At 73.4% G+C, this 26,476-nt stretch carries 20 protein-coding genes, 1 tRNA gene and 1 pseudogene; 13 read left to right on the plus strand and 9 right to left on the minus strand.

Annotation, left to right across the window (positions count from 1 at the left end; genetic code table 11):
• Positions 1–733: 733 nt before the first annotated feature.
• Together IF83_RS0111855 and IF83_RS0111860 are read right to left on the minus strand one after the other, a co-directional pair.
• On the minus strand, positions 734–1,255 hold the full coding sequence (locus IF83_RS0111855; RefSeq protein WP_030544078.1) for an SUKH-3 domain-containing protein: 522 nt from the start codon (positions 1,253–1,255) through the stop codon (positions 734–736).
• 1 nt (position 1,256) lies between these two features.
• Positions 1,257–1,781: a YwqJ-related putative deaminase gene (locus tag IF83_RS0111860; protein ID WP_030544079.1), complete on the minus strand. Its 525-nt coding sequence runs from the start codon at positions 1,779–1,781 to the stop codon at positions 1,257–1,259.
• A 417-nt stretch (positions 1,782–2,198) separates the two neighbouring features.
• Here IF83_RS0111860 and IF83_RS0111865 point away from each other — a divergent pair, with 417 nt between their 5' ends.
• The 3 genes from IF83_RS0111865 (at position 2,199) to IF83_RS0111875 (ending at position 7,100) form a co-directional block, all read left to right on the plus strand.
• Complete coding sequence (locus IF83_RS0111865) at positions 2,199–3,206, plus strand: SMI1/KNR4 family protein (protein ID WP_030544080.1); 1,008 nt, start codon at positions 2,199–2,201, stop codon at positions 3,204–3,206.
• 5 nt (positions 3,207–3,211) lie between these two features.
• Complete coding sequence (locus IF83_RS0111870) at positions 3,212–5,647, plus strand: SUKH-4 family immunity protein (protein ID WP_030544081.1); 2,436 nt, start codon at positions 3,212–3,214, stop codon at positions 5,645–5,647.
• A gap of 256 nt (positions 5,648–5,903) precedes the next feature.
• Entirely contained in the window at positions 5,904–7,100 is a 1,197-nt protein-coding gene (locus tag IF83_RS0111875; protein ID WP_051722684.1) for a coiled-coil domain-containing protein, read from the plus strand.
• Positions 7,101–7,166: 66 nt separating this feature from the next.
• On the opposite strand, the gene IF83_RS0111880 is transcribed toward IF83_RS0111875, so the two are convergent.
• On the minus strand, positions 7,167–8,678 hold the full coding sequence (locus tag IF83_RS0111880; protein WP_030544083.1) for a sensor histidine kinase: 1,512 nt from the start codon (positions 8,676–8,678) through the stop codon (positions 7,167–7,169).
• Between the two features lie 154 nt (positions 8,679–8,832).
• Between IF83_RS0111880 and IF83_RS30165 the strand changes: the two are divergent.
• From IF83_RS30165 to IF83_RS0111915, 7 genes and pseudogenes are all read left to right on the plus strand, one after another.
• Positions 8,833–9,726 (plus strand): annotated as a pseudogene (locus tag IF83_RS30165) (hypothetical protein).
• Between the two features lie 29 nt (positions 9,727–9,755).
• Positions 9,756–9,827 (plus strand) — tRNA-Gln (locus tag IF83_RS0111890).
• Between the two features lie 115 nt (positions 9,828–9,942).
• Positions 9,943–11,397, plus strand: a complete 1,455-nt coding sequence (gene glmU, locus IF83_RS0111895) for a bifunctional UDP-N-acetylglucosamine diphosphorylase/glucosamine-1-phosphate N-acetyltransferase GlmU (RefSeq protein ID WP_030544084.1) — start codon at positions 9,943–9,945, stop codon at positions 11,395–11,397.
• 104 nt (positions 11,398–11,501) lie between these two features.
• On the plus strand, positions 11,502–12,479 hold the full coding sequence (locus IF83_RS0111900; RefSeq protein WP_030544085.1) for a ribose-phosphate diphosphokinase: 978 nt from the start codon (positions 11,502–11,504) through the stop codon (positions 12,477–12,479).
• Between the two features lie 277 nt (positions 12,480–12,756).
• Positions 12,757–13,344 (plus strand): 50S ribosomal protein L25/general stress protein Ctc, encoded by a 588-nt coding sequence (locus tag IF83_RS0111905; RefSeq protein ID WP_030544086.1) that lies wholly within the window; start codon positions 12,757–12,759, stop codon positions 13,342–13,344.
• Positions 13,345–13,517: 173 nt separating this feature from the next.
• Positions 13,518–14,108, plus strand: a complete 591-nt coding sequence (gene pth, locus IF83_RS0111910) for an aminoacyl-tRNA hydrolase (protein ID WP_030544087.1) — start codon at positions 13,518–13,520, stop codon at positions 14,106–14,108.
• 185 nt (positions 14,109–14,293) lie between these two features.
• Positions 14,294–14,827, plus strand: coding sequence for a hypothetical protein (locus IF83_RS0111915; protein WP_030544088.1), 534 nt, complete (start codon positions 14,294–14,296; stop codon positions 14,825–14,827).
• Between the two features lie 155 nt (positions 14,828–14,982).
• Here IF83_RS0111915 and ppc read toward each other — a convergent pair whose 3' ends face one another.
• Positions 14,983–17,724: a phosphoenolpyruvate carboxylase gene (ppc, locus tag IF83_RS0111920; RefSeq protein ID WP_030544089.1), complete on the minus strand. Its 2,742-nt coding sequence runs from the start codon at positions 17,722–17,724 to the stop codon at positions 14,983–14,985.
• A 193-nt stretch (positions 17,725–17,917) separates the two neighbouring features.
• Between ppc and IF83_RS0111925 the strand changes: the two genes are divergently transcribed.
• Positions 17,918–18,922 (plus strand): acyl-CoA desaturase, encoded by a 1,005-nt coding sequence (locus tag IF83_RS0111925; protein WP_030544090.1) that lies wholly within the window; start codon positions 17,918–17,920, stop codon positions 18,920–18,922.
• Entirely contained in the window at positions 18,919–19,608 is a 690-nt protein-coding gene (locus tag IF83_RS0111930) for a TetR/AcrR family transcriptional regulator (protein ID WP_030544091.1), read from the plus strand. Before IF83_RS0111925 ends, IF83_RS0111930 begins: the two co-directional genes overlap by 4 nt.
• 163 nt (positions 19,609–19,771) lie before the next feature.
• Here the strand turns inward: IF83_RS0111930 and IF83_RS0111935 are convergent, their stop codons facing one another.
• A complete protein-coding gene (locus IF83_RS0111935) occupies positions 19,772–20,599 on the minus strand; it encodes a trans-aconitate 2-methyltransferase (RefSeq protein WP_030544092.1) in 828 nt (275 codons plus the stop codon).
• A 161-nt stretch (positions 20,600–20,760) separates the two neighbouring features.
• Here IF83_RS0111935 and IF83_RS0111940 point away from each other — a divergent pair, with 161 nt between their 5' ends.
• The gene (locus tag IF83_RS0111940; protein WP_030544093.1) at positions 20,761–21,258 is read left to right on the plus strand and encodes a MarR family winged helix-turn-helix transcriptional regulator; all 498 of its coding nucleotides are present in this window, start codon (positions 20,761–20,763) and stop codon (positions 21,256–21,258) included.
• A gap of 33 nt (positions 21,259–21,291) precedes the next feature.
• Here IF83_RS0111940 and IF83_RS0111945 read toward each other — a convergent pair whose 3' ends face one another.
• The 4 genes from IF83_RS0111945 to galT all read right to left on the minus strand — a co-directional run bounded on the left by IF83_RS0111945 (position 21,292) and on the right by galT (position 26,342).
• Complete coding sequence (locus tag IF83_RS0111945; protein WP_037679694.1) at positions 21,292–22,068, minus strand: response regulator transcription factor; 777 nt, start codon at positions 22,066–22,068, stop codon at positions 21,292–21,294.
• 664 nt (positions 22,069–22,732) lie between these two features.
• Positions 22,733–23,887 (minus strand): galactokinase, encoded by a 1,155-nt coding sequence (gene galK, locus IF83_RS0111950; RefSeq protein ID WP_030544095.1) that lies wholly within the window; start codon positions 23,885–23,887, stop codon positions 22,733–22,735.
• Positions 23,888–24,000: 113 nt separating this feature from the next.
• On the minus strand, positions 24,001–25,074 hold the full coding sequence (gene galE, locus IF83_RS0111955; RefSeq protein ID WP_244177020.1) for a UDP-glucose 4-epimerase GalE: 1,074 nt from the start codon (positions 25,072–25,074) through the stop codon (positions 24,001–24,003).
• 119 nt (positions 25,075–25,193) lie between these two features.
• Entirely contained in the window at positions 25,194–26,342 is a 1,149-nt protein-coding gene (galT, locus tag IF83_RS0111960) for a galactose-1-phosphate uridylyltransferase (RefSeq protein WP_030544097.1), read from the minus strand.
• Positions 26,343–26,476: the final 134 nt, after the last annotated feature.

The following is a 26,476-nucleotide window of genomic DNA, read 5'->3' on the forward strand; positions in this document are numbered from 1 at the left end:
GTGGTCTGACGGTCCGGCGGTGCGGTTCCGGTGGCGCGGATCCGGTGGTCCGGCGGCCCCGGCCGCCGGCGCGGGCGGTGCCCGGCCGGCCGGCTGCCACCAGCCTGCCGCCCCGGGCCGTCCGGCACGATGGGGGCGAGGCGCCGTTCCCACGGTGGGGCCGGCCCCACCCCCCGAGATCGGGCCCGCCCCCCGCACCGCGTCCCAGACTAGGGAGCGGCCGGCCCCTCACTCGTCCTCCGGCGGTACGAAACCACTCCTCCCGTGAGTACGGATCTCCCCCTAGGGGCCTCCGCCGGGCGGAGGAGCCACCCGCACGCACCGGCCGCCCCCGCGGCCGCCGCCCCGGACCCCGGCACCCTCGCCACCAGCCGCGATACCGGTTCGGCGGGACCCGGCGGACGCGGATGTGTGCGTCGTACACGGACTTCGCGGGGGAGCCGCCCGGGGAGGAGCACAGCGAGCGGCACCGCCGCTCCCGCACCGGCCGCGCCGGGGGCGGCACCCGCGGGAAATGGATGCCCGGCGCACTCGGCACCGTCCCCAAAGCCCCGGCGGCCCGGCGGTGGACGCCGCCGTGGAGCACGTCCGCCTCGGCGGCCCCGGCCCTGCTCGCCGCTCCCGCTCGCCGCCCCCTCGCCGCTTTCCCGTCCGGACGGACGGCGAGCGCGAGCGCCCGGGCGGAGCGCCGCCGGCCGGCCCTCTCCGCCGGCGCCCCCGGCCGCTCTTCCGGTCAGCCGCCGTCCACCGTCAGGCGCTCCGGGCGGCCGCCGGTGACGAGCGTGGTGAGAGCCGCCTCCATGCTGTGCCCCAGGTACCAGTCCCCGGTGTGGTCGAGGCTGTAGACCCGCCCCTCGCTGTCGACGGCCAGGACCGCCCGGCCGCTGCCGGGCTCCGGGCCCGGGGCCTCCTCGCCCAGCGGGCACATCTCCGTGCCCAGCGCCCGCCCCAGGTCGGAGAGCGTCCGCGCCAGATGCAGCCCGCACATCGGGTCGATCAGACAGGTCGTGGGCGCCACCTGCCGCCCCGCCGCGGCACCCGCGATCCGCAGCCCGCCGAACTCGGCCCACACCTCGACGGCCGCCGGGAACACGGCGTGCCGGTGGCCCGCCGGCGACACATGGGCGCGCAGCCCGTCGGCCCACGTCTCGGCCTGCCGGATGTCCCAGCGGCCCGGCCGCCAGCCCGCCTTCCGCAGCGCGGCGTCCACCGCGACCGGGAACCGGTCGGTGGCCGTACGGTCGAAGGCGCGCACATCAGCTCCTGTCCGGGGCGGACTCCGCCGGGTCGACGGCGCGTACGCCGAAATGCGCCAGCAGCGCCGTGCAGGACCGGCAGGGCGGCGCGTACCGGCCGTGCCGGGGGTCACCGTCCTCCCGGATATGACGTGCCGTCAACTTGGCCTGTTTCAGCGCCTTCCGGGCCTCGCCGTGGGTCAGCGGCCGGCGGGAGGCCCGCTTGCTCCGCGCCCCCTCCACCTCGGCCAGCTGCCGGGACAGCAGCAGCGCCTCGGGGCAGCGGCCGGTGAATCGTTCACGCTGAGCGGTGCCGAGCCGGTCGAGGAAGTCCTGGACCAGCGGATGGAGCACCGGCGGCCGGTCACCCCGGCCCGCCGTCGCGGTCAGGGTCTTCCCGCGCACGGACAGCGCCGCGGCGACGGCGGGCAGGATGCCGTCCCGGCGGTGCCGGAGAACCGGCGGCCGCCCGGGGCCGTGGTCACTGCTCCATGTCAGCCGCGGGTCACCCGGCGGGGTTGCCGGGAGGTCCTGGGTGGCGCTCATTCGGTGCTTCCCCTCCTGTGCAATCCCCCTGGTTGCGGGGACAGCCTGCCAAACCGGCGGGGAGATCGGGAAGTCCGGCCGGTACCCTCCGCGCGTCGCACAACCGCAGGTCACCGGTGCGTGACAGCTCGTCACAGGAAAGACGACAGACCCCCCGAAAGGGTTATCCCGGCCCGCCCCCGGACGGAAGCACGGCCGCCCTGCGAACACTGGTGCACCCCCGGGGGCCACCGCGCGCCCGGCACCGCGCCCTTCGAGCCCGTACGAGCCCCGCCGCGGGCGCCTCCGCACCCCGGCGGCCCCGCGCCGAATACCCCCGAATGGCCTACACCCCTCCCCCGCCACCGGGGCGGGACCCGCGCCCCCGGCACCGCATAGGCTGTGCGCCAACATCGGACGCAGCAGGGGGCAACCGCCATGACGACAGGCCGGCCCGGGCTGGGGGCGCCTCCCAGCCCCCGGGCGGGGGGACACCCCGCGCCACCCAACACCGCCTACGCCGGGCAGACCGTGCACTTCCCGGACCCGGTCCGCGCCGCCCGCCATCCCGGAGGCGTGCGGATCGACGAGCACGGCCGCCCGGACTTCTCCCCCTACGCGCGCGCGGCCGCCGAGATCGCCGACCCCCCCGAGGGCTTCGGCGTCGACGAACTCCGGCTCACCGACTACGTGTCGGCCAACGCCGCCCTGCACGCCGCCGGCCACGAACTCTGGGGCAGCCTCCCGCCGGTGGCCACCCCGCACGGCTGGACCTGGCACCACGTACCGGACAGCCGCCGGATGGAGCTCGTACCCGCCGAGGTCAAGGCGCTGCTGCGGCACCACGGCGGGCTGGCCACCGCCTCCGTCGACCACGGCAAGCGCGGCACCCGCCCCCTGCAGGAGACCCGTCCCGCCCACCTCCGGCTGCCCAAGGGCGCCCTGTCCGTCACCGAGGCGGAGATCCTCGGCGCCGAGGAGGACCTCGGCTACCGGCTGCCCGGCGCCTACCGCTCCTTCCTCAAGGCGGCCGGCGGCTGCGCGCCGGTCGGCGCCGCGCTGGACGCCGGGCTGGGCCTCCTCGTCGACCAGCCGTTCTTCACGGTGCGCGACGAGGCCGCCGTCAACGACCTCGTGTACGTCAACAAGTGCCTGCGCGACCACCTCACCAAGGACTACCTGGGCGTCGCCTTCGTCCAGGGCGGCATCCTCGCGGTCAAGGTGAAGGGCTCGGCGCTCGGCTCGGTGTGGTTCTGCGCCTACGACGACGCCCGCGACCGCGACGGACTCACCGTCCAGGAGCGGGTCGACCAGCTCCTGCTGCCCTGCGGCGACGACTTCGACGACTTCCTGCGGCGCCTCGCGGGCAGCCCGCCCGAACTGGAGACCGTGGCCAACCTGATGGTGGACGGCGGCTTCGCGTACGCCGTCCCGGTGGAGGGGTGAGCGCGATGGTGACCTTCGCGCAGGCGCAGGAGCGCGCCGAGGAATGGATCAACGGCGACGTCCCCGCATACCAGCACCGCGAGGTGAAGGTACGCGAGTTCGACCTGGGCTTCGTGGTCTGGGCCGAGGACCGCGAGGACGGGCCCACCTCCGACGGCGGCCGCTCCCGGCTCGTCATCGCCCGGGACAGCGGCGAGGCCACCCTGTGGCCCGCGCTCCCGGTCGGCGAGATCATCCGCCATTACGAGGAGCGGTACGGGGCGGCCCCCGGGGACACCGGCGCCGCCCCGGCCGAACGGCCGCAGCGGGTCGACTTGGAGGCCACTTCCTTCCTGCTGACACCCCCTCAGTGGCTGCAGGACGCCGCCGACCAGATCGGCATCCCGGACCGCAGGCGGGACTCCGCCGGGGCTTCGGGCGCGGACACGGGCGCGGGCGCGGGTACGGGCGCGGACACGAGTGCTGGTGCCGGTGCCGCTCCGGACCCGGGCACGGGCCCGGGCTCGCATCTCGGCGCGGGCTCACATGCCGGCACGGGCTCCGGCGCCGGCGTACGTACCGACGCGGGTGCCACTCCGGGCACCGGCACCGGCACCGGTGCGGTCCCGGGCACAGCGGCCCCGGGCGCGGGTACTACCCCCGGCTCCGGTACCCCGGCCGGCGGCGCGACACCGGCCCCGGCCGGCGGCGCGCCCGTCCCCGGCACCGCATGGCCCGCGGCCGGCACGTCCGGCGCCCCGGGCACGTCCGGCGCCCCTGGCGGACCGGGCTCCGCCGCGTCCGGGAACGTCCACGGCCCTTCGGGGCGGGACGACACTCCCTCGGCCACCCCGGGCGCCGTACCCGGCCCCGCCGCGCCCCCCGGCGGCACGCCGTGGGCCGGCACCGACATCACCGCCGGCCCCGACGACGCCTCCGTCGACCTGCCCGACACCGTCTTCGCACCGCCCCTGGCGGGCACGGACGGCGACCGGGCCGCCACCCCGAAGCCGGGCTCCCGGGCGGACGACCGGACGGAACTCATGTCCGGGGGCAGCCAGTTGCCGCGCACCACGGTCGCCCCGGCCATCGGTGACCCGCCGGTCCCGGGCAGCCGGGGCCTCCAGGGCGGCACGGGCAGTACGGGCGGCACGGGCGGCACGGCCGCCGCCCCGGGCGGCGCACCCCATGCCCCGCAGACCCCGGGCGCGGGCACACCCCCGCCGCCCGGCGCCCCGGGGACGTCCGGCATCCCCGGCACTCCCCCGCCGCCCCCGGCACCCGGCACCCCGGGTGGCGGAGCGCACCACGCCGCCACCATGCTGGCCGGACCCAACCCCGGAACCCCGGCCGGCCCCGGAGCACCCCAGCCCCCCGGCCCGCCCGGCACCCCCGGCGGCATGCCGCCCGGCGCCCAGCCGCCCCCACCGCCGCCCGCCCCGGGCGCCTACGGCTACCCGCAGGCCCCGGCCGGCCCGCCGATGGTCGGCCCCGGCTACATGGCCGTCCTCCGCTACCGCGCACAGGACGGCTCGGAGCAGCAGATCATCCGCCGCTCCGCCTACGGCACCCCGCACCCGGAGTGGCAGATCCTGCACGAACTGCGCGCACAGAACGTCCCGCCGCAGCAGGTGCTGGAACTCCACACCGAACTGGAGTCCTGCGATCTGCCCGGCGGCTACTGCGCCCGGATGGTCCGCGAGACCTTCCCGCAGGTGCGGATCAGCCACACCGCCCCCTACGGCCGCGACCACGCCACACGGCAGCAGGGCGTACGCCATCTGATCGAGCACCAGGGCGAGTTGCACCAGGTGGCCGACGGCCCGGCGCGCCCGGCGCCCAACCGGGTGCCGCTGCCGCACCCCGGCCAGGTGCCGCCGATCCCGCCGGTGCCCGTCGAGGGCCTCGCCCACGAACTGGCACAGTCCTTCGGCCCGCAGGGGCTGTTCCGGTTCGACCAGCACGCGGTCTCCCGGCAGGGCGTCCCCGACGTCGTCGCGCAGACCCTGGTCTGGGCCGGACTGCCGGTGGACTTCGGCCCGTTCTTCTGGGCCCAGGCCCAGCCCGGCCGCCCCGTGCCGACCCTTGCCGAACTGGCGGCCGAACGCGGTGTGCAGCCCGCCCCGGACGCCGGCTCGTACCTCGTCATGGGCAGCGACTTCGGCCGCCAGCTGTGCGTCCAGTACGGCACGGCCAACATCGTCGCCGTCCCCGTGGAGGCCGGACCGGGCGGACAGCCGGTGCCCCCGCAGTTCGTCAACACCGGGCTCCCCGAGTTCGTCCGCTGCATGGCCATGCTCGGCCGCATGTGGCGGCTGCGCTACGGACTCACCGCCGAACAGGCCGGCCGCTGGACCGTCGACTTCCAGGCCCAGCTGATCGCCCTCGACCCCGCCAGCCTGTCGTCCCCCGAAACCTGGTGGTCGGTCATCCTCGAACAGATGTGGGACGGGCTGCTCTGACCCCGGCGGCCCACCGCCCTCCCCGCCCCCGGAACGCCGCGGGGGCACCCAGACACCCCCGGGCGCCCCCGCGGCGTTCGGCCCTCCACCCCCGCCCGCACCCCCGGGACCCCATTCCGGCTGCGCGGCGGATGACGCATCCTTGAACAGGGGCGGAAGGGCGGAGTGTCGCGTTATGAGCGCCTGACCCGCATCGGAAAGATAGCGCCGGAGCGGATCTCACACCGGGACGAAAGGGCTCAAAATGAGTGCGTCTGTGTCACCCCACGGGATCGCCACCGTACGCGGCCACCGGCGCGGCTACCGGCCCGAGCAGGTCAACCGCGCCATCGCCGAACTCACCGGAACGCGCGACGAAGCCCTCGACCGGGCCGCCCGGCTCGCCACCCGCGCCGAGGAGATGGAGACCGAGCTCACCCGGCTGCGCGAACACGCCGCACACCTCCCCCCGCAGACCTACGAAACCCTCGGCGCCCGCGCCCGCGAACTCCTCCTCACCGTCAAAGCCGAGGCCGCCGAACTCCGCGCCCGCGCCGAGACCACCGCCCAGACCATCCGCGAGGAGGCGGAGGAAACCGCCCGCACCCTCCGCGACGCCGCCCGCGTCGACGCCACCGCACTGCGCAAAGAAGCCGACCACTGGGCCGAACAGGCCCTCGCCGCCGCCCGCGAGATCGCCGGCAAGACCCTCGCCACCGCCCGCCGGGCCGCCCACGAACAGCGCTCCCAGGCAGCCGCCGCACTCAAGGACACCCAAGAACGGGCCGCCCGCCTCCGCGCCGAACAGGAACGCGAACTCGCCGACCGGCAGGCCGACGCCGACCGGCAGCTCTCCACCGCCAGGACCGCCACCGAAAAACACGTCACCGAACTGACCGAACAAGCCGAAACCGTCCTCGCCCGGGCCCGCGACACCCACGCCGACGCCGAGGACACCGCCCGCCGCGAACGCGACGACGCCGAAGCCCGCGCCGCCGAGATCATCGCCCAGGCCCACGCCCGCCGCGAACGCGTCGAACGCGAAACCGAACGCGCCCTGCGCGACCACGCCACCCGCCGCGACGCCCTGCGCGCCCAGATGGAACACATCCGCACCAGCCTGGCCACCATCACCGGCCGCGGCACCCGCACCGGCACCCGCACCGACAGCGACCGCCCCCAGGACCCCACCCCGGAACACCCCCGGAACCGGCCCGACACCCCGGCCACCGAGCACCCTCAGGCCCGCACCGGGACCCCCGCCCGGGAACGCTCCCCGGAAAGCACCGCGCGACAGGCCCCGCACAGCACCACCGAACAGGACCGGAACAGCACCCCGTCCCGCGACAGGAACCACGCCCCGGACCGCGGAACCGGCCCCACGACCCGCGCCGACAACGGATCCGTACCCGCCCCGGCCCCCGCCCCCGGCACCGGCACCGGCACCGGCACCGGCACCGAGAAGTCCACCTGAGCAACCGCGGCACCTTCTCCGCGGCCCCCGGACTCCGCCACTCACTCCGGCCGGCCCCGCCGAACGTCAGCCGTTCCGGTCCGGCAGCACCGCCGACACCCGGAAACCCCCCGCCTCCGTCGGACCGAACACGAAGCCGCCCCCCAGCGCCGTCACCCGCTCCCGCATCCCCACCAGCCCATTGCCCCCACTGGGCAACCGCGCATCCGAACCACCCTCCGCCGCCGGACCGTTCTCCACCAGCACCGCCACCTCGGACTCACGGTGCGCCAACCGCACCCGGATCTCCGCCCCCGCGGCGTGCTTGTGCACATTGGTCAGCGCCTCCTGCACCACCCGGTACGCCGTCCGCTCCACCCGCGGATCACGCTCCCGGGCGGCCTCCCCCTCCACCGAGAACTCCACCGCCATCCCGGCCGCCCGGGACTCTCCCACCAGAACCTCCAGATCACCCAGCCCCGGCCCCTCGGCCGGCTCCCCCGCCACCGACGGCCGCGGCACCGACTCCACCGCCACAGCGGCCCCCGGCCCGGCCCCCCGCGCCTCCGGAACCGCCACCGCCCCGGCCGGCACGGACACCCGCCCCCGGGCACCGGCCCGTCCGGCTCCCCCGTCACCAGCGGAAGCCGCAGCCACCCGCCCCGTACCCGCATCCGCACGCACATCCGCACCCGGCCCGGACCCCTTACCCGAACCCGCGCCCGAGTCGACACCACCACCGGCACCCGCCCCCGGCTTCGCCGCCGGAGCCGAGCGCAACACCCCCAGCATCTCCCGCAGCTCCGTCAGCGCCTGCCGCCCCAGATCCCCCACCAGCCCCGCGTTCTTCACCGCCCGCTCCGGATCCTTCACCACGACCGCCTGCAAAGCCGCCGCGTGCACCACCATCAAGCTCACCCGGTGCGCCACCACATCGTGCATCTCCCGCGCGATCCGCCGGCGCTCCTCACCCCGCGCCCACTCCGCACGCTCCTCCGCCCGCTCGGCCAGCAGCGACAACTCCCGCTCCAGACCGTCCGCCCGCTCCCGCAGACTCTCCACCAGCCGACGCCGCGCCCCCACGTACAAGCCCAGGAACACCGGCGGCGCCGTCAGCCCCAGCGACATCAGCACCGGCGCCAGCACGACCAGCCAGTCCGGAGCCACATAGTCCTCACGGCTCAGATCCCGCTGGAACTGGATGAAGGTGACCAGCAGCGTCCCGGTCATCGACATGCCCGCCAGCACGGCCGTGATCCGCCGCGGCACCTCCGACGCCGCCAGCGTGTACAGGCCCACCAGCCCCAGCAGCAGCCCGATCTCGGCCGGCGACACCGCCACCGACACCAGCACCACCGCGATCGGCCAGCGCCGCCGCACCAGCAGCACCGACCCCGCCACCACCCCCAGCAGCACCCCCAGCACCACCGGAATCCGCGCCTCCCCGGCGAACGCGTACCCCTCCACCGCGCACTCCGCGACCGACGCCACCGTCAACGCGACATCCAGCGCCATACCGCGCCGCCGCTCCCACCACCACGGCCCCGCGGGCGCGCCCCGCACGCCCGGTTCCGCGGTCCCTGCCCCCGATGTGGTCATAACGTCCACCCTAAGGCCGTACTCCCCGGGTGCCGGGGCGGGGCATCCACACAAACCGGACTCGAACACGGTCGATTTCCCCGACTTCCACCCGAACTGTTGAATCGCCCGGATTTCCGCCCAACCGCACATACGGACGGCCGACCCTGGCCCCATGACCGACGTACGACGCCGCGACGGCGATGGCACCGGCGGACTCCGGGACGGCTCCGCCACCTTCGAGGAACTGCGGGAACAGGCCGTCGCACTGCGCAGAGAAGGACTGAGCCGCAGGCAGATCCGCGACCGGCTGAAGGTGCACAACAACAACCTGCTCAACCGCCTGCTCGACGGCGAGCCCCCACCGGAGTGGACGAAACGCCCCAACGCCAAGGACGACTTGCGGGCAGCTGCCCGCGAGATGCGCACGCGCGGAATGACCTACGACGAGATTTAGCTCGAACTGGGCTGCTCGAAGAGCTCGATCTCGCCCTGGGTACGCGACCTGCCGAAGCCGGAACGGCCTCCCAGGACCCCGGTCGAGGCATCCGCAGCCGCGAAGAAGAGCCGAGAGGCCGCACTGCACCAGCGGAACTTCGAGCGTTGGCAGACGAAGCTCTCGGCCGCGAACGAGATCGGAAACCTGTCCCGACGAGAGCTCTTCCTGGTCGGCGTCGGCCTCTACTGGGCCGAGGGCGCGAAGGACAAGCCGTACGACCGACGCGAGAAGATCGTCTTCGTCAACAGCGATCCGGACATGGTTGCCACGTTCCTGGCCTGGCTGGATCTCCTCGGCGTAGCACCCGGGCGACGGCGCTACACCGTCAACATCCACGAGTCGGCTGACGTCGGCCGCGCCGAGCGCTTCTGGCTGGAGCGAACGGGCGCCACCCCGGCCCAGTTCGGCAAGACGGCCCTGAAGAGGCACAGCCCGAAGACCACCCGGAGGAACACCGGCGCCGATTACTACGGCTGCCTCGCCATCCGCGTGAACGACAGCGCGGACCTATACCGTCGCGTCGAAGGCTGGTGGTACGGCATAGTGGTAGCGGCCGAAAGGACAGCCTAGCCAAATGTCCGAGTTGGCCACATTTGCCATCCGCTGTGGTGTAATCGGCAGCACTGGGTCTTTTGGTGGCCTAAGTCCGGGTTCGAGTCCTGGCAGCGGAGCTGAGCGCAAGCCCTCACGGGCCCCGGCCGCAAGGTCGGGGCCCGTGCGCGTTCCGGGCGGAAAACGCCCCGGTATCCTGCGGGTGTCCACCATCCGAAGCCGAAGGGCACACCCGTGAGCGCCAATCGCCCGGCAGCCGTCGTCGTCCTCGCCGCGGGTGAGGGCACCCGTATGAAGTCGGCCACTCCCAAGGTCCTGCACAGCATCTGCGGCCGCTCCCTCGTCGGACATGTCGTCGCCGCCTCCCGCGAACTCGACCCCGAGCAGCTCGTCGTGGTCGTCGGCCATGCCCGTGAGCAGGTCACCGCGCATCTCGCGGAGATCGATCCCGCCGCGACGACAGCCGTGCAGCACGAGCAGAACGGCACCGGGCACGCCGTGCGGATGGGGCTGGAGTCCCTGGCCGCGGCCGGCCGCGCCGCCGACGGCACCGTGGTGGTCGTCTGCGGCGACACCCCGCTGCTGACCGGGGCCACGCTGCGGAGCCTCGCCGGCACCCACGCGGCCGACGGCAACGCCGTGACCGTGCTGACCGCCGAGGTCCCGGACTCCACCGGCTACGGCCGTATCGTGCGCGACCCGGCGGACGGCGCGGTCACCGCGATCGTCGAGCACAAGGACGCCACGGAGGAGCAGCGCGCGATCACCGAGATCAACTCGGGGGTCTTCGCGTTCGACGGCCGGCTGCTGGCGGACGCGCTGGGCAAGCTCCGCACGGACAACAGCCAGGGTGAGGAGTACCTCACCGATGTCCTGGGGATTCTCCGCGAGGCCGGGCACCGGGTGGGCGCGGCCGTGGCGGCCGATCACCGGGAGATCCTGGGGATCAACAACCGGGTGCAGCTGGCGCAGGCGCGGCGGCTGCTGAACGACCGGCTGCTGGAGGCGGCGATGCTCGCCGGGGTGACGGTGGTGGACCCGGCGACGACGTGGCTGGACGCGACGGTGGTGTTCGAGCCGGACGCGGTGGTTCACCCGGGGACGCAGCTGCACGGTTCGACGCGGCTGGCGGCGGGTGCGGAGGTGGGTCCGGACTGCACGCTGACGGACACCTCGGTGGGCGAGGGCGCCCGGGTGGTGCGGACGGTGGCCGACGGGGCGGAGATCGGCCCGGAGGTGTCGGTGGGCCCGTACGCGTATCTGCGGCCGGGGACGCGGCTGGCGCGGAAGTCGAAGGCCGGCACGTTCGTCGAGATGAAGAACTCGGAGATCGGTGAGGGCACGAAGGTGCCGCATCTGTCGTATGTGGGTGACGCCACGATCGGTGAGTTCACGAACATCGGTGCGGCGAGTGTGTTTGTGAACTACGACGGTGAGAGCAAGCACCGCACGACGGTCGGCTCACACTGCAAGACGGGTTCGGACAACATGTTTGTGGCTCCTGTCACCATCGGGGACGGGGCCTACACCGCCGCGGGGTCGGTCATCACCCGTGATGTGCCGCCGGGTTCGCTGGCCGTGGCGCGGGGCCAGCAGCGGAATATCGAGGGCTGGGTGGCCCGGAAGCGTCCCGGGAGCGCCGCCGCGCAGGCGGCGTCCGCAGCTCAGGAGGAGGGTGACGGGGCCTAGCCCTCGTGTCTGGGTGCGCCGTGCTGGGCGTACCGTGAGAACTGCACCCAAAGTGCGCCCCCCGTTCCCCCAGAGTTTTATGTCGCTGCCAAGGAGACTGTGCTGTGACCGGGATCAAGACGACCGGCGAGAAGAAGTTGATGTTCTTCTCCGGCCGCGCCCACCCCGAGCTCGCCGAGGAGGTCGCGCACCAGCTCGGTGTCGGCCTGGTCCCGACGAAGGTGTTCGACTTCGCCAACGGTGAGATCTACGTCCGCTATCAGGAGTCGGCGCGTGGCGCGGACTGCTTCCTGATGCAGAGCCACACGGCTCCGATCAATAAGTGGATCATGGAGCAGTTGATCATGGTCGATGCGCTGAAGCGGGCTTCGGCCCGGAGCATCACCGTGATCCTGCCGTTCTTCGGTTATGCCCGGCAGGACAAGAAGCACCGGGGCCGGGAGCCGATCTCGGCGCGGCTGATCGCGGATCTGCTGAAGTGCGCGGGCGCGGACCGGATTCTCACGGTGGATCTGCACACGGACCAGATCCAGGGCTTCTTCGACGGTCCGGTGGATCACCTGTTCGCCCTGCCGGTCCTCGCGGACTACGTGGGCGCGAAGGTGGACCGTTCGAAGCTGACGGTGGTGTCGCCGGACGCGGGCCGGGTGCGGGTCGCCGACCGCTGGTGCGACCGGCTGGGCGCGCCGCTGGCGATCGTGCACAAGCGGCGGGACAAGGACGTGGCGAACCAGGTCACGGTGCACGAGGTGGTCGGTGATGTGAAGGGCCGGATCTGTGTGCTGGTCGACGACATGATCGACACGGGTGGCACGATCACGGCGGCCGCGGACGCGCTGTTCGCGAATGGCGCGGAGGACGTCATCGTGACGGCGACGCACGGTGTGCTGTCGGGTCCGGCGGCGGACCGGCTGAAGAATTCGAAGGTGAGCGAGTTCGTGTTCACGAACACGCTGCCGACGCCGAACGAGCTGGAGCTGGAGAAGATCACGGTGCTGTCGATGGCGCCGACGATCGCCCGTGCGGTGCGTGAGGTGTTCGAGGACGGTTCGGTGACGAGCCTTTTCGAGGAGCAGGCCTGACGTCGGGTGCCGGTCGTCGTCGCGGTGTTCCGTGGCGGTGACCGGCGGCGGGCGGTGTCGCCGTCCGGATGGTGATCGACTTGGGGGCGGCCTTCCCGCCGGGTAGACTCGTGGAGTTGCTCGGCGAGGGAGGCCGCACTCGTGTGCGGTGTCCGTTATCGACGCGCTCTTCGTAGCAGGTCTGTCGTGGGCCGGGTGACGGCCGTCAGATCAGATCCGTACGGGTGGTGGGGCCGGTTTCCGGTGCCGTCCGGTACGCAGTACGAGGAGTGCAGCCATGGCTGAAGTGAAGATTCCCGCCGAGACCCGCTCGGAGTTCGGCAAGGGCGCCGCGCGCCGTCTCCGCCGCGAGCAGAAGGTGCCGGGTGTCGTCTACGGCCACGGCGGCGAGCCGGTGCACGTGGCGCTTCCGGGCCACGACCTGATGATGGCGCTGAAGACGCCGAACGTCCTGATTCGTCTGGCCCTGGACGGCGGCAAGAGCGAGCTGGTCATCCCCAAGGCCGTGCAGCGTGAGGCCATCCGCGGCTTCCTCGTCCACATCGACCTGCTGGTCGTGAAGAAGGGCGAGACGGTCACGGTCGACGTTCCGGTCCACACCGAGGGCGAGCTGGCCCCGGGCGGCAACCTCCTGGAGCACATGCTGGACGCGCTGCCGGTGGAGACCGAGGCGACGCACATCCCGGAGGCGTTCACCGTCTCCGTGGAGGGTCTGGGGGCCGGTGCCTCGATCCAGGCGAAGGACGTGAAGCTGCCGAAGGGCACGGCGCTCGCGGTGGACGGCGAGACCGTGGTCCTGCAGGTCGTCTCCGCGCAGGCCGAGGCGCCGGCCGAGGGCGAGGAAGGCGAGGGCGAGGAGGCCTGAGCCTCCGCCGCCCCGCCGCGCGCGGCGCCGCGCTGTGACCGCCGCCCCGCTCCGCTGGAGCGGGGCGGCGGTCGTGTATCCCTGGGACCCGGGACCGGAGACCCGGGACCCGAGCAACCGGCAAGAGCCCGTGGACGGGCGGGAGCCGGCAGACCCCGGCAGGAGAGACGTAGATGAGCGATGCGGACGGCCCCTGGCTGATCGTGGGCCTGGGCAACCCCGGGCCGGAGTACGCGGGCAACCGGCACAACGTCGGTTTCCTGGTGGCGGATCTGCTCGCCGGGCGGCTGGGCGGGCGGTTCAAGGCGCACAAGGCGCGGGCGCAGGTGGTGGAGGGCCGGCTGGGGGCGCCGGGGCCGGGCAGCCGCCGGGTGGTGATCGCCAAGCCGATGTCGTACATGAACCTGTCGGGCGGCCCGGTGTCGGCGCTGCGCGATTTCTACAAGGTGCCGGTGGAGCGTGTGGTGGCCGTGCACGACGAACTGGACATCGATTACGGGGTGTTGCGGCTGAAGCTGGGCGGGGGCGACAACGGCCACAACGGGCTGAAGTCGATGACGAAGGCGATGGGGCCGGGGTACCACCGGGTGCGGTTCGGTATCGGGCGGCCGCCGGGGCGGATGGACGTGGCTGCGTTCGTGCTGAAGGATTTCTCGGCGGCGGAGCGCAAGGAGCTGGACTACTTCGTGGACCGTGCGGCGGATGCCGTGGAGTGTCTGATCGAGGAGGGTCTGGAGCGGGCGCAGGGCCGGTACAACAGCTGACGGCGGCACCGCGCCGTTCGCCGTCCGCCGTCCGCCGGAACGGCGTCCCGCCGGGGCGGCCCCGGGGCGGCGCAGAGCAGGTACAACAGCCGACGGTGGCACCTTTCACCGCCTATCGGGACAGTGTCCCGCAACCGGGGAGCGGCGGTTGACCGGGTGGTTTGTGATGGCCAAGGATCGCCCGCATGGCACCGACGAAGTCCAAGCGCCGCCCCGCTGTCCGCCGGGCGGGAGAGAGCGCCTACGGGCTGCTGCTGGCCGTCAAGCAGGCGTTGATGGCGGCGGTGGCGCTGCTGGTCCTGACCGCGGGGGTGTACACCTCGTGGGACGCGGCGCAGCACGCGATGCTGACCAAGGGGCGCGAGCGCGGCACGGTGACGATAGAGCGCTGTGACGGGGATGTGTGCGGGGGCCGCTTCGAGCCGGTGGACGCCTCGGGGGCCGGCGCTCCGGCGAAGGGGGACGCGGAGCGGACGGTGACGGTGGTGGAGGCCACGGGCCGGGAGCGCGGTGAGCGGCTGCCGGTGGCGGTGAAGCCGGGTACGGACGAGGCGGTGCGGACGGGTCCGGGCGGTGTGCTGCACGCGTGGATCCCGTTCGCCGGGTCGTTGCTGCTGGCGGCGCTGGTGGTGGCGGGCGGGCTGCGGATGCGCCGGACGGCGTGGGGGCTGGGGCTGGCGGGTGCGGCTCTGCTGGGCGGGGCGTTTCTGACGTTGTGAGCGGGCGGCTCCCGCCTCTGTGAGCGCCTGCGGCTGCGCTGCTCCGCTCCTGTGAGCCGGGGCCGTGCCGCGGGGAGATCGTGAACGGCCGACGGGCCCGCACCGGTGTGGTGCGGGCCCGTCGGCGTATGCGGTCAGGGCGTACGGGGGTGGGGTCAGCCGGTGTTGCGGAGGCCGGCGGCGACGCCGTTGACGGTGAGCAGCAGGGCGCGGGAGAGCAGCGGGTCGGGCTGTTCGCCCGCGGCGGCGGCCTTGCGCTGCCGGTCGAGCAGGGCGACCTGGAGGTAGGAGATCGGGTCGAGGTAGGCGTCGCGGATGCGGAAGGTCTGCTGGAGCACCGGGTTGGAGTCGAGCAGGTGGTCGCCGCCGGTGACGCGGAGGACTTCGCGGACGGTCAGGTCGTGTTCCGCCTCGATGGTGTCGAAGACGTGCTTGAGCTCGCCGGGGACGAGGGTGTCGACGTAGTGCCGGGCGATGCGCAGGTCGGTCTTGGCGAGGGTCATCTCCACGTTGGAGAGGAAGTTCCGGAAGAAGTGCCAGCGCTGGAACATCTCGTCGAGGACGTCGTCGAGTCCGGCTTCGCGGGCGGCCTTGAGGCCGGAGCCGACGCCGAACCAGCCGGGGACGATCTGCCGGGACTGGGTCCAGCCGAAGACCCACGGGATGGCGCGGAGTCCGTCGAGGCCGGCGCCACTGTCGGGGCGGCGGGAGGGCCGGGAGCCGAGGTGGAGTTCGGCGAGCTGGTCGACGGGGGTGGAGGCGAAGAAGTAGGCGGGCAGGTCGGGGTCGTCGACGAGACGTCGGTAGGCGCCGTGGGCGGCGTCGGAGACGGTGTCCATGGCCGCGTCCCAGCGGGCGAGGGCGTCGTCGGACTGGCGGGGCGCGGTGTGCAGGGCGGAGGCCTGGAGGGTGGCGGCGACGGTGAGTTCCAGGTTCTCCCGGGCAAGGGAGGGGACGAGGTACTTGTCGGAGATGACCTCGCCCTGCTCGGTCACCTTGATCTCGCCCTCCAGGGTGCCCCAGGGCTGGGAGAGGATGGCGTCGTGGGAGGGGCCGCCGCCGCGGCCGACGGTGCCGCCGCGGCCGTGGAAGAGGCGGAGCCGTACGCCGTGGCGGTGGGCTACGTCGCGGAGGCGGCGCTGGGCGCGGTGGATCTCCCACTGGCTGGTGGTGATGCCGCCGAACTTCGAGGAGTCGGAGTAGCCGAGCATGACCTCCTGGACGTCGCCGCGGAGGGCGACGAGCCGCCGGTAGGAGGGGTCGGCCAGCATGGCGTCGAGGATGACGTCGGCGGCGCGGAGCTCGTCGGTGGTTTCCAGGAGCGGGACGATGCCGATCTCGGCCCAGCCGGCGTGGAGGTCGAGGAGGCCGGCCTCGCGGGCGAGGACGGCGGCGGCGAAGACGTCGTCGGCGCCCTGGCACATCGAGATGATGTACGACTCGATGACCTCGGGTCCGAAGCGTTCCTTGGCGTCGCGGATGGTTTCGAAGACGCCGAGGGTCTTGGCGCCGGCGGCGTCGAGGGGGGCGGGGCTGGGGGCGAGCGGGCGGCGGGAGCGGAGCTCCTTGGCCAGCAGCTTGGTGCGGTAGTCGCGCGGCATGTCGGCGTAGCGCCAGGATTCCTCGCCGAGCCGGTCGAACATCTGGCCGAGGGCGTGGTGGTGGGCGTCGGCGTGCTCGCGGACGTCCATGGTGGCGAGCTGGAGGCCGAAGGCGGCGAGGGTGCGGATGGTGCGGTCGAGGTGCCCGTCGGCGAAGAGGCCGCCGCGGTGGGCGCGCAGGGATTCCTGGATGAGCACGAGGTCGGCCAGGAGTTCGGAGGTGCCGAGGTAGTCGCGGCCCTCCTGGTGGGGGGTGCCGGTGGCGAGCCGCTGCCGGGTGTTGAGGAGCTTCTGCCGGATGGCGGTGGCCTTGAGGCGGTAGGGCTCCTCGGCGTTGAGGCGCTTGTAGCGGGGGCTGATGCCGGGGAGCCGCTCCAGGTCGAGGGAGAGGGAGTCGAGGAGTTCCTGGGTGGCGCCGGTGTAGCGGATGGAGTTGGAGAGCAGGCCGCGGAGTTCGTCGATGAGCCGGAGGGCGTCGGTGATGCCGTGCTCGTGCTGGAGGATCAGCACGTCGCGGGTGACGTCGGGGGTGACGTTGGGGTTGCCGTCGCGGTCGCCGCCGATCCAGGTGCCGAAGGTGAGGGGGCGGGTGCCGGCGGGCAGTTCGACGCCGACGCGCTCCAGTTCGGCGGAGAGGTCCTCCAGGACGTCGCCGACGGCTTCGGCGTGCAGTTCGTCGAGGTAGTAGATGGCGTTGCGGGCCTCGTCGGCGGGTTCGGGGCGGACGACGCGGAGCTCGTCGGTCTGCCAGACGAGGTCGATGTTCTCGGCGAGCCGCAGGTCGTGGCGGCGCCGGTCGCCGCTGCCGCCGCCGACGGACTCCTCCAGGAGGGCGGCGATGCGGCGGAGCTTGTTGAGGACGCTGCGCCGGGCGGCCTCGGTGGGGTGCGCGGTGAAGACGGGGCGCACGTTGAGGTTCCGGACGGTCTGGCGCAGATGCTCGGGGTCGGCGTCCTTCAGCCGGTCGGCGGTGCGGGCGAGCAGGCCGCCCTCGGCGGCGCGGCGGGCGCGCAGCTCGCGGCCGCGGTGCACCTGTTCGGTGATGTTCGCCAGGTGGAAGTAGGTGGAGAAGGCCCGTACGAGCTTGCCGGCGGTGGGCAGGTCGGTCTCGCCGAGGAGCTTGGCGGCGGCTTCGCCGTCCGTACGGGTGAGGGCGCGGACGCGCTCGACGAGCTCCAGGAGCTCGGGTCCCTCCTGGCGGACGAGGGTCTCGCCGAGGAGGTCGCCGAGTCGCCGGATGTCAGCGCGCAGCGGTGCGTGGTCGTCGGTGTCGGGGGTGAGGTCGGCACTGCTCACAGGTGCGGCTCCTTGCATGGATGAGCACGATGGGCGGGGTGCGGACCGCGCTGTCCGGCGCCCACCAGGATAGGTGCCCGGCGCACCACGTTATCCACAGCCCATTGACCCCGGGGGGAGCACTGCCATACTTACGATGCCGTAGGTTACGCATCCGTAGCCATGCCCCCAGTTCGGTGAGGGACTCCCCCGCATGACCCCACGTTCCGATGTGATCGACGAAGCCCCGCAGGCCGCCGCCACCAGTTCTTCCGCCCCGTCCGCCACGCTCGGCGGCGACAACAAGAGGTCCATCGAGCAGATCGCGCTGCTCCTGTTCATCACGGTGCCGTTCCTGGCGCTGGTCGCGGCGGTGCCGCTGGCGTGGGGCTGGGGGGTGAGCTGGCTGGACCTGGGCCTGATGGTCTTCATGTACTTCCTCGGTTGCCACGGCATCACCATCGGCTTCCACCGCTACTTCACCCACGGTTCCTTCAAGGCCAAGCGGCCGCTGCGGATCGCCCTGGCCGTCGCCGGGTCGATGGCCGTGGAGGGCCCGGTGGTGCGCTGGGTGGCGGACCACCGCAAGCACCACAAGTACTCCGACGCCGAGGGCGACCCCCACTCGCCGTGGCGGTTCGGCGAGACCATCCCGGCCCTGATGAAGGGGCTGTGGTGGGCGCACATCGGCTGGATGTTCGACGAGGAGCAGACGCCGCAGCAGAAGTACGCCCCGGATCTGATCAAGGACCCGGCGATCCGGCGGATCTCGCGCCAGTTCCTGCTGTGGACGGCGGTGTCGCTGGCGATCCCGCCGCTGGTCGGCGGTCTGGTCACCTGGTCCTGGCAGGGCGCCGCGACGGCCTTCTTCTGGGGTTCCCTGGTGCGGGTGGCGCTGCTGCACCACGTCACCTGGTCGATCAACTCCATCTGCCACGCGGTCGGCAAGCGGCCGTTCAAGTCGCGGGACCGCTCGGGCAACGTCTGGTGGCTCGCGGTGCTGTCCTGCGGCGAGTCCTGGCACAACCTGCACCACGCGGACCCGACGTCCGCCCGGCACGGCGTGATGCGCGGGCAGGTGGATTCCAGCGCCCGGCTGATCCGCTGGTTCGAGCTGCTCGGCTGGGCCCATGATGTGCGGTGGCCGAGCAAGGAGCGGGTGGAGTCCCGGCGGAAGACCGGTAACTCCCGTGAAGACGAGGCCGCGAAGGCGGCATGATTGAGCACGTGGCGAGCGATGCGAGCAGTGGCGAGAAGAGCAAGGCCCCGAGTCCGGGTGGCCGGCGCGGCCGACGCGTACGGATGACGGGCAAGGAGCGCCGCGAGCAGCTGCTGGACATCGGCCGCACGCTGTTCGCCGAGAAGGGTTTCGAGGGCACGTCGGTGGAGGAGATCGCGGCGAAGGCCGGGGTCTCCAAGCCGGTGGTCTACGAGCACTTCGGCGGCAAGGAGGGGCTCTACGCGGTGGTGGTGGACCGGGAGATGCGCAAGCTCCTGGAGATGGTCACCAACGGCCTGACGGCCGGGCACCCGCGGGAGCTGCTGGAGCAGGCGGCGTTCGCGCTGCTGGACTACATCGAGTCGTACACGGACGGTTTCCGGATTCTGGTGCGGGATTCGCCGGTGGCTCAGTCGACGGGCACGTTCGCCTCGCTGATCAGCGATATCGCGACGCAGGTGGAGGACATCCTCGGGCTGGAGTTCAAGGCCCGCGGCTTCGATCCGAAGCTGGCCCCGCTGTACGCGCAGGCGCTGGTGGGGATGGTCGCCCTGACGGGTCAGTGGTGGCTGGACGCGCGGAAGCCGAAGAAGGCGGAGGTCGCCGCCCATCTGGTGAATCTCGCCTGGCATGGCCTGGACGGCATGGAGCAGAAGCCCCGGCTGATAGGTCACCGCAAGAGCTGACCGGTTCCCCGCCGGTCCCGCCCCGGCCCCGGGGCGGTCGGGAGGGGGCTCCGTAGGACCGGGCGCGGCCCCGGCCCACCGCTGGAGAGTGCGGGTGGGCCGGGGCCGCGTCGTCGTACCGCTCAGTCCCGCGGCCGCGGGGGGTGCGGGTCCGGCGCGGTGATCATCCGTCCTTCTTCCGGGCGACGGCGAAGATCCGGCGGAAGGGGAAGACGGTGCCGTGCGGGCCGGGCGGATAGGCCTTGCGGAGCAGGTCGCGGTACTGGCCGAGGAACGCGGTGCGGGCCTCCTCGTCGTCGGCGAGTGCGGTGAGGACGGGGCGGAGCGCGGTGCCCTTGACCCACTCGAGCACTGGGTCCTCGCCCTGGAGCAGTTGTATGTAGGTGGTCTCCCAGGCGTCGGTTTCGCAGCCGAGGCCGGTGAGCTGGGTGAGGTACTCCCACGGTTCGTACACGTGGACGTAGCGGCGGCCGTGGCGGCCGATCCGCTCGCGCCACTCCGGGGCGTCGCAGAGGTCGCCGAGGATGGCGTGGCTGGGCGAGGTGAAGTTGCCGGGGACCTGTAAGGCGAGGGTGCCGCCGGGGGTGAGGGCCTCGATCCAGGCCGGGAAGGATTTGGCGTGGCCCGGGACCCACTGGAGGGCGGCGCTGCTGACGATCAGGTCGTACGGCTCCTCGGGCATCCAGTCGGCGGCGTCGGCGTGCCGGAAGGCGAGGCTGCCGCCGCCGGGGGTGGGGCCGGCGTGGCGGGCGGCCTCGGCGAGCATGGCCGGGGAGTTGTCATAGCCGGTGATGCGGGCGTCGGGCCAGCGGCCGGCGAGGAGCGCCGTGACGTTGCCCGGTCCGCAGCCGAGGTCGGCGATGCGCGCCGGGCGCCCGCGGGCCGGGAGTTCGGGGATGCGGGCGAGGAGGTCGTGGAAGGGCCTGGTGCGGTGGCTGGAGTGGCGGAGGTACTGCTGTGGGTCCCAGGTCGGGTTCTGGGGTTTCTGCATCGTGGGAACCTCTCGGTGCCGGTGCGGTGGGTGAAAGGGGAACTGCTGTCGGGCCGATCGATGCCCGTGTCACGTGCCCGCCACGCCTGCCCGTCATTCTCGATATCGAGATATTTGACGTCAAGAGACTTCACATCGACAGACCTACTACACTGATCGGTATGGAGGACGAGGTCGATCGGCTGGTCGGGGCATGGCGCCGAGAGCGCCCGGACCTCGATGTGGAGCCACTGGAAGTGCTGAGCCGGATCAGCCGGCTCGCGCGCCATCTCGACCGCGCCCGGCGGCTGGCCTTCACCGAGCACGGCCTGGAGTCCTGGGAGTTCGACGTCCTCACCGCGCTGCGCCGGGCCGGGGCGCCGTATCAGCTCTCCCCCGGGCAGCTCCTCACCCAGACCCTGGTGACCTCCGGCACCATGACGAACCGCATCGACCGGCTCGCCAAGAAGGGCCTCGTCGAGCGGCTGCCCGACCCCAGCGACCGGCGCGGAGTGCTCGTCCGGCTCACGCCCGAGGGCCGCGACCGCGCCGACCGCGCTCTCGCCGGGCTGCTCAGCCAGGAGCGGGCCATCCTCGCCGAGCTGTCCCGCGAACAGCGCCGCGAACTCGCCGGACTGCTCAGGCGCTTGACGGCGCCGTTCGACAACGTTCCGGGCTGAGCGGGCGGGGCCGGGCGGGCCCGGCCGGTGGCGTCAGCCCGCGCTGCCGACCGCGGGCAGGTCCTCCGCCGGGCCCACCCCGGCGCGGCGGGCGAGAGCGACCGCGGCGAGGGTGGAGTGCACACCGAGCTTGCCCAGGACGTTCTGCATATGGGTGCGGACCGTGTGCGGAGAGAGGAACAGCCGTTCGGCGACGGCCTTGCGGCCCAGGCCCGCCACCATGCACCGCAGCACCTCCCGCTCACGCGGCGTCAGCGACTGCACCAGCCGCTCGCTCTCCGTGCGGTGCTTGCGCGCCGCCGTCAGCTCCCGCAGTACGCCGGTGAGCAGGGCGGGCGGCAGGTGGGTCTCCCCGCGGAGCACGCCGCGGATGACGGCGAGCAGCCGGGAGAGCGAGCAGTCCTTGGCGACCCAGCCCGAGGCCCCGGCCTGCAGGGCGGCGGCCGCACGGGCCGGGTCGTCCCGCTCCGCGAGCACCACCGTACGGACGGCGGGCCGCCGTTCGCGGACTCCGGAGACCAGGGATATGCCGTCCGCGGCCCGCTCCGCCCCGCCGGCCCGGGGGGCGCCGATGACCGTGGGGCCGCTCCTCGCCGCTCCGGGCGCCGGCGGTGCACAGCCCAGGTCGGCGTCGACCAGCATGACGTCGATCCGGCGGCCGTCGGCCGCGGCCCGGTCCAGACAGCGCAGCGCCGCCGGACCGCTGCCGGCCGCCGCCACCTCGACGTCCTGTTCGGCGGCGAGAGCGGCGGCGAGCGATTCGGCGAAGATGCGGTGGTCGTCCACCACCAGCACCCTGATGACTGTCACTGAGGAACCCCCCTGTATCGGAACAGCACAGCGGGCACGGCGCCCGGATGCTCGTCCGCCCCGGTCCGTGGCCGGAGATGATCCCGGCCGGCCGCGCCGTGCCGGCTCCGCCGCCCCGGGCGCCGTACCCGGCCGCTCGGCCCCCTGTATCGGCACCGGCCCCCACCGGTGCTGAGCATCAGCGTACGGATGCGCTCCGACAAGTGAAGTGGATTGGCGAAAGTGTTCGCCCGGGACGTTCGACCTGTGTTCGCTGGTACTTCTTGTGCAAGAAATCGACTGGGAATGCCGGATGTGCGCCCAGCGCGCCCGTCACCGCCACCGCGCGCGGGGCTGCGGCCGGGCCCCATACGCGCCGCCGGCGCGGCAGACCCGCTGGTGAAGCGCGCCGCGCGAGCCCGGCCCGGACGCGGAGGGCGGCCCTCCGCCCCGGGCGTCCGGTTCAGGCCACCGTCCCGTCCGGCCGGACGGCCGTCCGGCCGTCAAACCGTCCGGCCTGGCGGCTTGGCGGTCGGGCAGTCCCGGCCGCGCGGGGCAGCGGAGTCGAGAACCCCCGAGCCGAGAACCCCGGAGCCGAGGACCGCGGAGTCGGGGCAGCGGAGCCGCCGGGCAGCGGGGCTCGGGGCAGCGCGGCCGCGGGGCCGTACGGCTCAGGCCAGCCGGCTCAGGCCAGCCGGCGCGCGCCCGCCGACGGTACGGCCGGGAAGACCCGGGGCTCGCGGTGCCCGGCCGCCGCGAAGGCCGCGGTGACCGCCTTCGCCACCGGCTCCGCCGCCGCCTCCTCGACCAGCGCGATCGCCGAGCCGCCGAAGCCGCCGCCGGTCATCCGCGCGCCCAGCGCGCCCGCCGCGCACGCGGACTCCACCGCCAGGTCCAGTTCCGGGCAGGACACCTCGAAGTCGTCGCGGAGCGAGGCGTGCCCGGCGGTGAGCAGCGGACCGATGCCGCGGGCGTCCCCGGCGCCGAGGCGGGCGGTGACCTCCTCGACGCGGCGGTTCTCGGTGACGACATGGCGCACCCGGCGGCGCAGCGTCTCGTCACGGAGCCGGGCGAGCACGTCGTCCAGGTGCTCGAACGCGATGTCCCGCAGGGCGGGGACGTCCAGCAGGGCGGCGCCCTCCTCGCAGCTCGCGCGCCGCTCGGCGTAGGCGCTGTCCCCCAGCGCGTGCTGGACGCGGGTGTCCACGACCAGCAGCCGCAGTCCGTCGGCCACGAGGTCGAACGGCACCTGCCGCTGGGACAGATCGCGGGTGTCGAGGTGCAGCGCGTGGCCCTCCGTGCAGCAGGCGGAGGCCGTCTGGTCCATGACTCCGCAGGGCATGCCGACGAACACGTTCTCCGCGCGCTGCGCCAGACGCGCCAACTGCCAGGGCCGCAGCCCCAGTCCGTGGAGGTCGTTGAGGGCGAGCGCGGTGACGGTCTCCAGGGCGGCCGAGGAGGACAGCCCGGCGCCGACCGGGACGGTCGACCTCAGGTGCAGGTCCATGCCGTTGACCGGGTGGCCCGCGTCCCGCAGGGCCCACACCACTCCGGCGGGGTACGCGGCCCAGCCGAGCCCGCCCGTTCCCGGCTCCAGGGCGTCGGCCCGCAGTTCCACCACGCCACCGGGCACGTCGCCGGAGTGCAGGCGCAGCACGCCGTCGTCGCGGCGGGACACGGCGGCGCGGGCGGTGTGCGGGAGGGCCAGCGGGAGCACGTATCCGTCGTTGTAGTCGGTGTGCTCGCCGATGAGGTTGACGCGGCCGGGGGCGGCCCACAGCCCTTCCGGCGCGGAGCCGTACAGGGCGGCGAAGGTCTCGGTGAGCCGTTCGTCCGGCACGGGCCGGTCGTCCCCCTGCCGCTGTTCCGTCCCGGTGCGGCCGCTTGGCGCCGTACCGGTCCCGGACCCGGGCCCCGGGGCTCCGTGAGTCCCGCCGTTCGTCCGCTGGTCCGTCACGCCTGTGCCGTTCTCCCGCTGGTGTCCTCCGCCGGCCCGTTCTCCGCCGCGCCGCTGTCCGTGGCACCGCTGGGCACTCGTCCGCTGTGCGTCCCGCCGTTCCGCCGCTGGGCGAAATCCCAGGCGTCCCGGACGATATCGGCGAGCCCGGGGCGGGCCGGCTTCCAGCCCAGGCGGCTCCGGGCCCGCTCCGCCGAGGCGACGAGGACGGACGGGTCCCCCGGGCGCCGCGGTGCGGTGGTCTCGGGAACCGGATGCCCGGTGACCTCGCGGACCGTCTCGATCACCTCCCGGACGGAGAAGCCGTTGCCGTTGCCGAGGTTGCAGATCAGGTGTTCGCCCGGGGCGGCGCCGTCCAGGGCGAGGAGGTGCGCCTCGGCGAGGTCGGAGACGTGGATGTAGTCGCGGACGCAGGTGCCGTCCGGCGTCGGGTAGTCGTCGCCGTAGACGGAGATGCCGTCCCGCAGGCCCAGCGCGACCCGCAGCACCAGCGGGATCAGGTGGGACTCGGGGTCGTGCAGCTCGCCGTGGAGGGTGCCGTCCGCGGCCCGGTGGGCGCCCGCGACGTTGAAGTAGCGCAGCGAGACGGCGGCGAGGCCGTGGGCGGCGCACTCCCCGCCGATCATGTGGTCGACGGCGAGCTTCGAGGCGCCGTAGGGGCTGGTGGGCGCGGTGGGGTCGGTTTCGGCGACCGGCACGGACTCCGGGTCCCCGTAGGTGGCGGCGGTGGAGGAGAAGACGAGCCGGCGGACCCCGGCGGCGCGCATCGCGGTGAGCAGCTCCATGGTGCCGCCGACGTTGTTGCGCCAGTACTTCTCCGGGTCGGCCACGGACTCCCCGACCTGCGAGAAGGCGGCGAAGTGCAGCACCGCGTCGTACGAGCCGTCGAGCCGGGCCGGGCCGGCCGGCGAGGTCAGGTCCTGGACGCGGCCCTCGATGAACTCCGCCCCCGCCGGGACCGCTTCGCGGTGGCCGGTGGACAGGTCGTCCAGCACGGTCACCCGGTGCCCGGCGTCGAGCAGCCGCGCCGCGACGACGCTCCCGACGTAGCCCGCTCCGCCGGTGACCAGGTACTTCCGCCGGCTGCCGGACTCCCCGGCCGCGCTGCCGTCCCTCTTCGCGCCTCCGCCTCCGTCCCCGCTTCCGCTCCGGATGCCGCTCCCGGTTCCGTTCACGCTGCCGCTCCCGTTCACTCGTCCGCCGCCTCACGCAGCCGCGCCGCCGCCGTCTCCGGCGGCACATCGTTGATGAACACCCTCATGCCGGACTCGGAACCCGCGAGAAACTTCAGCTTGCCGGAAGTGCGGCGGATGGTGAAGAGCTCAAGGTGGAGCGCGAAGTCCTCCCGTTCCAGGGCACGTTCCGCCCAGCCGCGCAGCGGCGCCTGGTGCCAGCCGGAGATGTACGGGGTCGGGGGTTCACCGGGGCCGAACACGCGGTCGAAGCGGCGCAGCAGGTCCAGATAGATCCGGGGGAACTCGGCGCGGGCCTGCTCGCCGAGCGCGGGCAGGTCGGGCACCCGCTCGTGGGGGTAGAGGTGCACCTCGTACGGCCAGTGGGCGGCGTACGGCACGAAGGCCGTCCAGTGCTCACCCTCCACGACGACGCGGCTGCCGTCCTTGCGCTCGTCCGCGACGACGGCGTCGAACAGGTTGCCGCCGGTGCGTTCGCGGTGGGCGGCCGCTGAGCGGAGGACGCGTTCGGTGTGGGGGGTGGTGAAGGGGTAGCCGTAGATCTGGCCGTGCGGGTGGCCCAGGGTGACGCCGATCTCCCGGCCCCGGTTCTCGAAGCAGTAGACCTGCTCGACGCCGGGGTGCCGGGACAGTGCGGCGGTGCGGTCCGTCCAGGCGTCCAGGACGAGCCGGGCGCGGTCCTCGCCGAGGTCGGCGAAGGAGGCGTCGTGGTCGGCGGTGAAGCAGACCACCTCGCAGCGGCCTGCGTCGCCGGTGAGGGAGGGGAAGCGGTTTTCGAACACGGCGACGTCGTAGCCGGCGGCGGGTATCTCGGTGAGCCGGTCCTCGCGGGAGGGGCAGAGCGGGCAGGCGTCGGCCGGCGGGTGGTAGGTGCGGCCCTGGCGGTGCGAGGCGATGACGACGGAGTCGCCGAGGAGGGGATCACGGCGGATCTCCGAGGCGGTGGCGACGGGGCCGAGCGGCCGCCGGTCGGCGGCGTCGCGCGGGGCGCGGGCGCGGGCGCGGGCGCGGGCGGCCGTGCCGTCACCGGTGGGGGCCCCTTCGGTACCGCCCGGTTCGCCTCCGTGGCCGCTGCCGCCTCCGTCGCCTCCGTCGTAGTAGATGAGCTCACGGCCGTCCGCGAGCTTGGTCACCGTCTTCTTCACCGAGGCTCCTAGCGACGTTCTCCCAGCGGAACGATAACAAACATAATCCAACACAACAGCGCAGAAGAACACGGGGGCACTCCGGGAAGTCCTGTCCTGCCGCACGACACGGGCTCGGCACCGCCCCCGAGCGC

Source organism: Streptomyces albus subsp. albus (assembly GCF_000719865.1).
Lineage (GTDB): Bacteria > Actinomycetota > Actinomycetes > Streptomycetales > Streptomycetaceae > Streptomyces > Streptomyces albus_E.

Bases quoted from the DNA above. Each gene is read 5' to 3' on its own strand.
- IF83_RS0111865 (WP_030544080.1), top strand. From the start codon at position 2,199: ATGACGACAGGCCGGCCCGGGCTGGGGGCGCCTCCCAGCCCCCGGGCG.
- IF83_RS0111860 (WP_030544079.1), bottom strand. From the start codon at position 1,781: ATGAGCGCCACCCAGGACCTCCCGGCAACCCCGCCGGGTGACCCGCGG.
- IF83_RS0111925 (WP_030544090.1), top strand. From the start codon at position 17,918: ATGACCCCACGTTCCGATGTGATCGACGAAGCCCCGCAGGCCGCCGCC.
- IF83_RS0111915 (WP_030544088.1), top strand. From the start codon at position 14,294: ATGGCACCGACGAAGTCCAAGCGCCGCCCCGCTGTCCGCCGGGCGGGA.
- IF83_RS0111880 (WP_030544083.1), bottom strand. From the start codon at position 8,678: ATGACCACATCGGGGGCAGGGACCGCGGAACCGGGCGTGCGGGGCGCG.
- IF83_RS0111905 (WP_030544086.1), top strand. From the start codon at position 12,757: ATGGCTGAAGTGAAGATTCCCGCCGAGACCCGCTCGGAGTTCGGCAAG.
- IF83_RS0111935 (WP_030544092.1), bottom strand. From the start codon at position 20,599: ATGCAGAAACCCCAGAACCCGACCTGGGACCCACAGCAGTACCTCCGC.
- IF83_RS0111870 (WP_030544081.1), top strand. From the start codon at position 3,212: ATGGTGACCTTCGCGCAGGCGCAGGAGCGCGCCGAGGAATGGATCAAC.
- pth (WP_030544087.1), top strand. From the start codon at position 13,518: ATGAGCGATGCGGACGGCCCCTGGCTGATCGTGGGCCTGGGCAACCCC.
- IF83_RS0111940 (WP_030544093.1), top strand. From the start codon at position 20,761: ATGGAGGACGAGGTCGATCGGCTGGTCGGGGCATGGCGCCGAGAGCGC.
- IF83_RS0111930 (WP_030544091.1), top strand. From the start codon at position 18,919: ATGATTGAGCACGTGGCGAGCGATGCGAGCAGTGGCGAGAAGAGCAAG.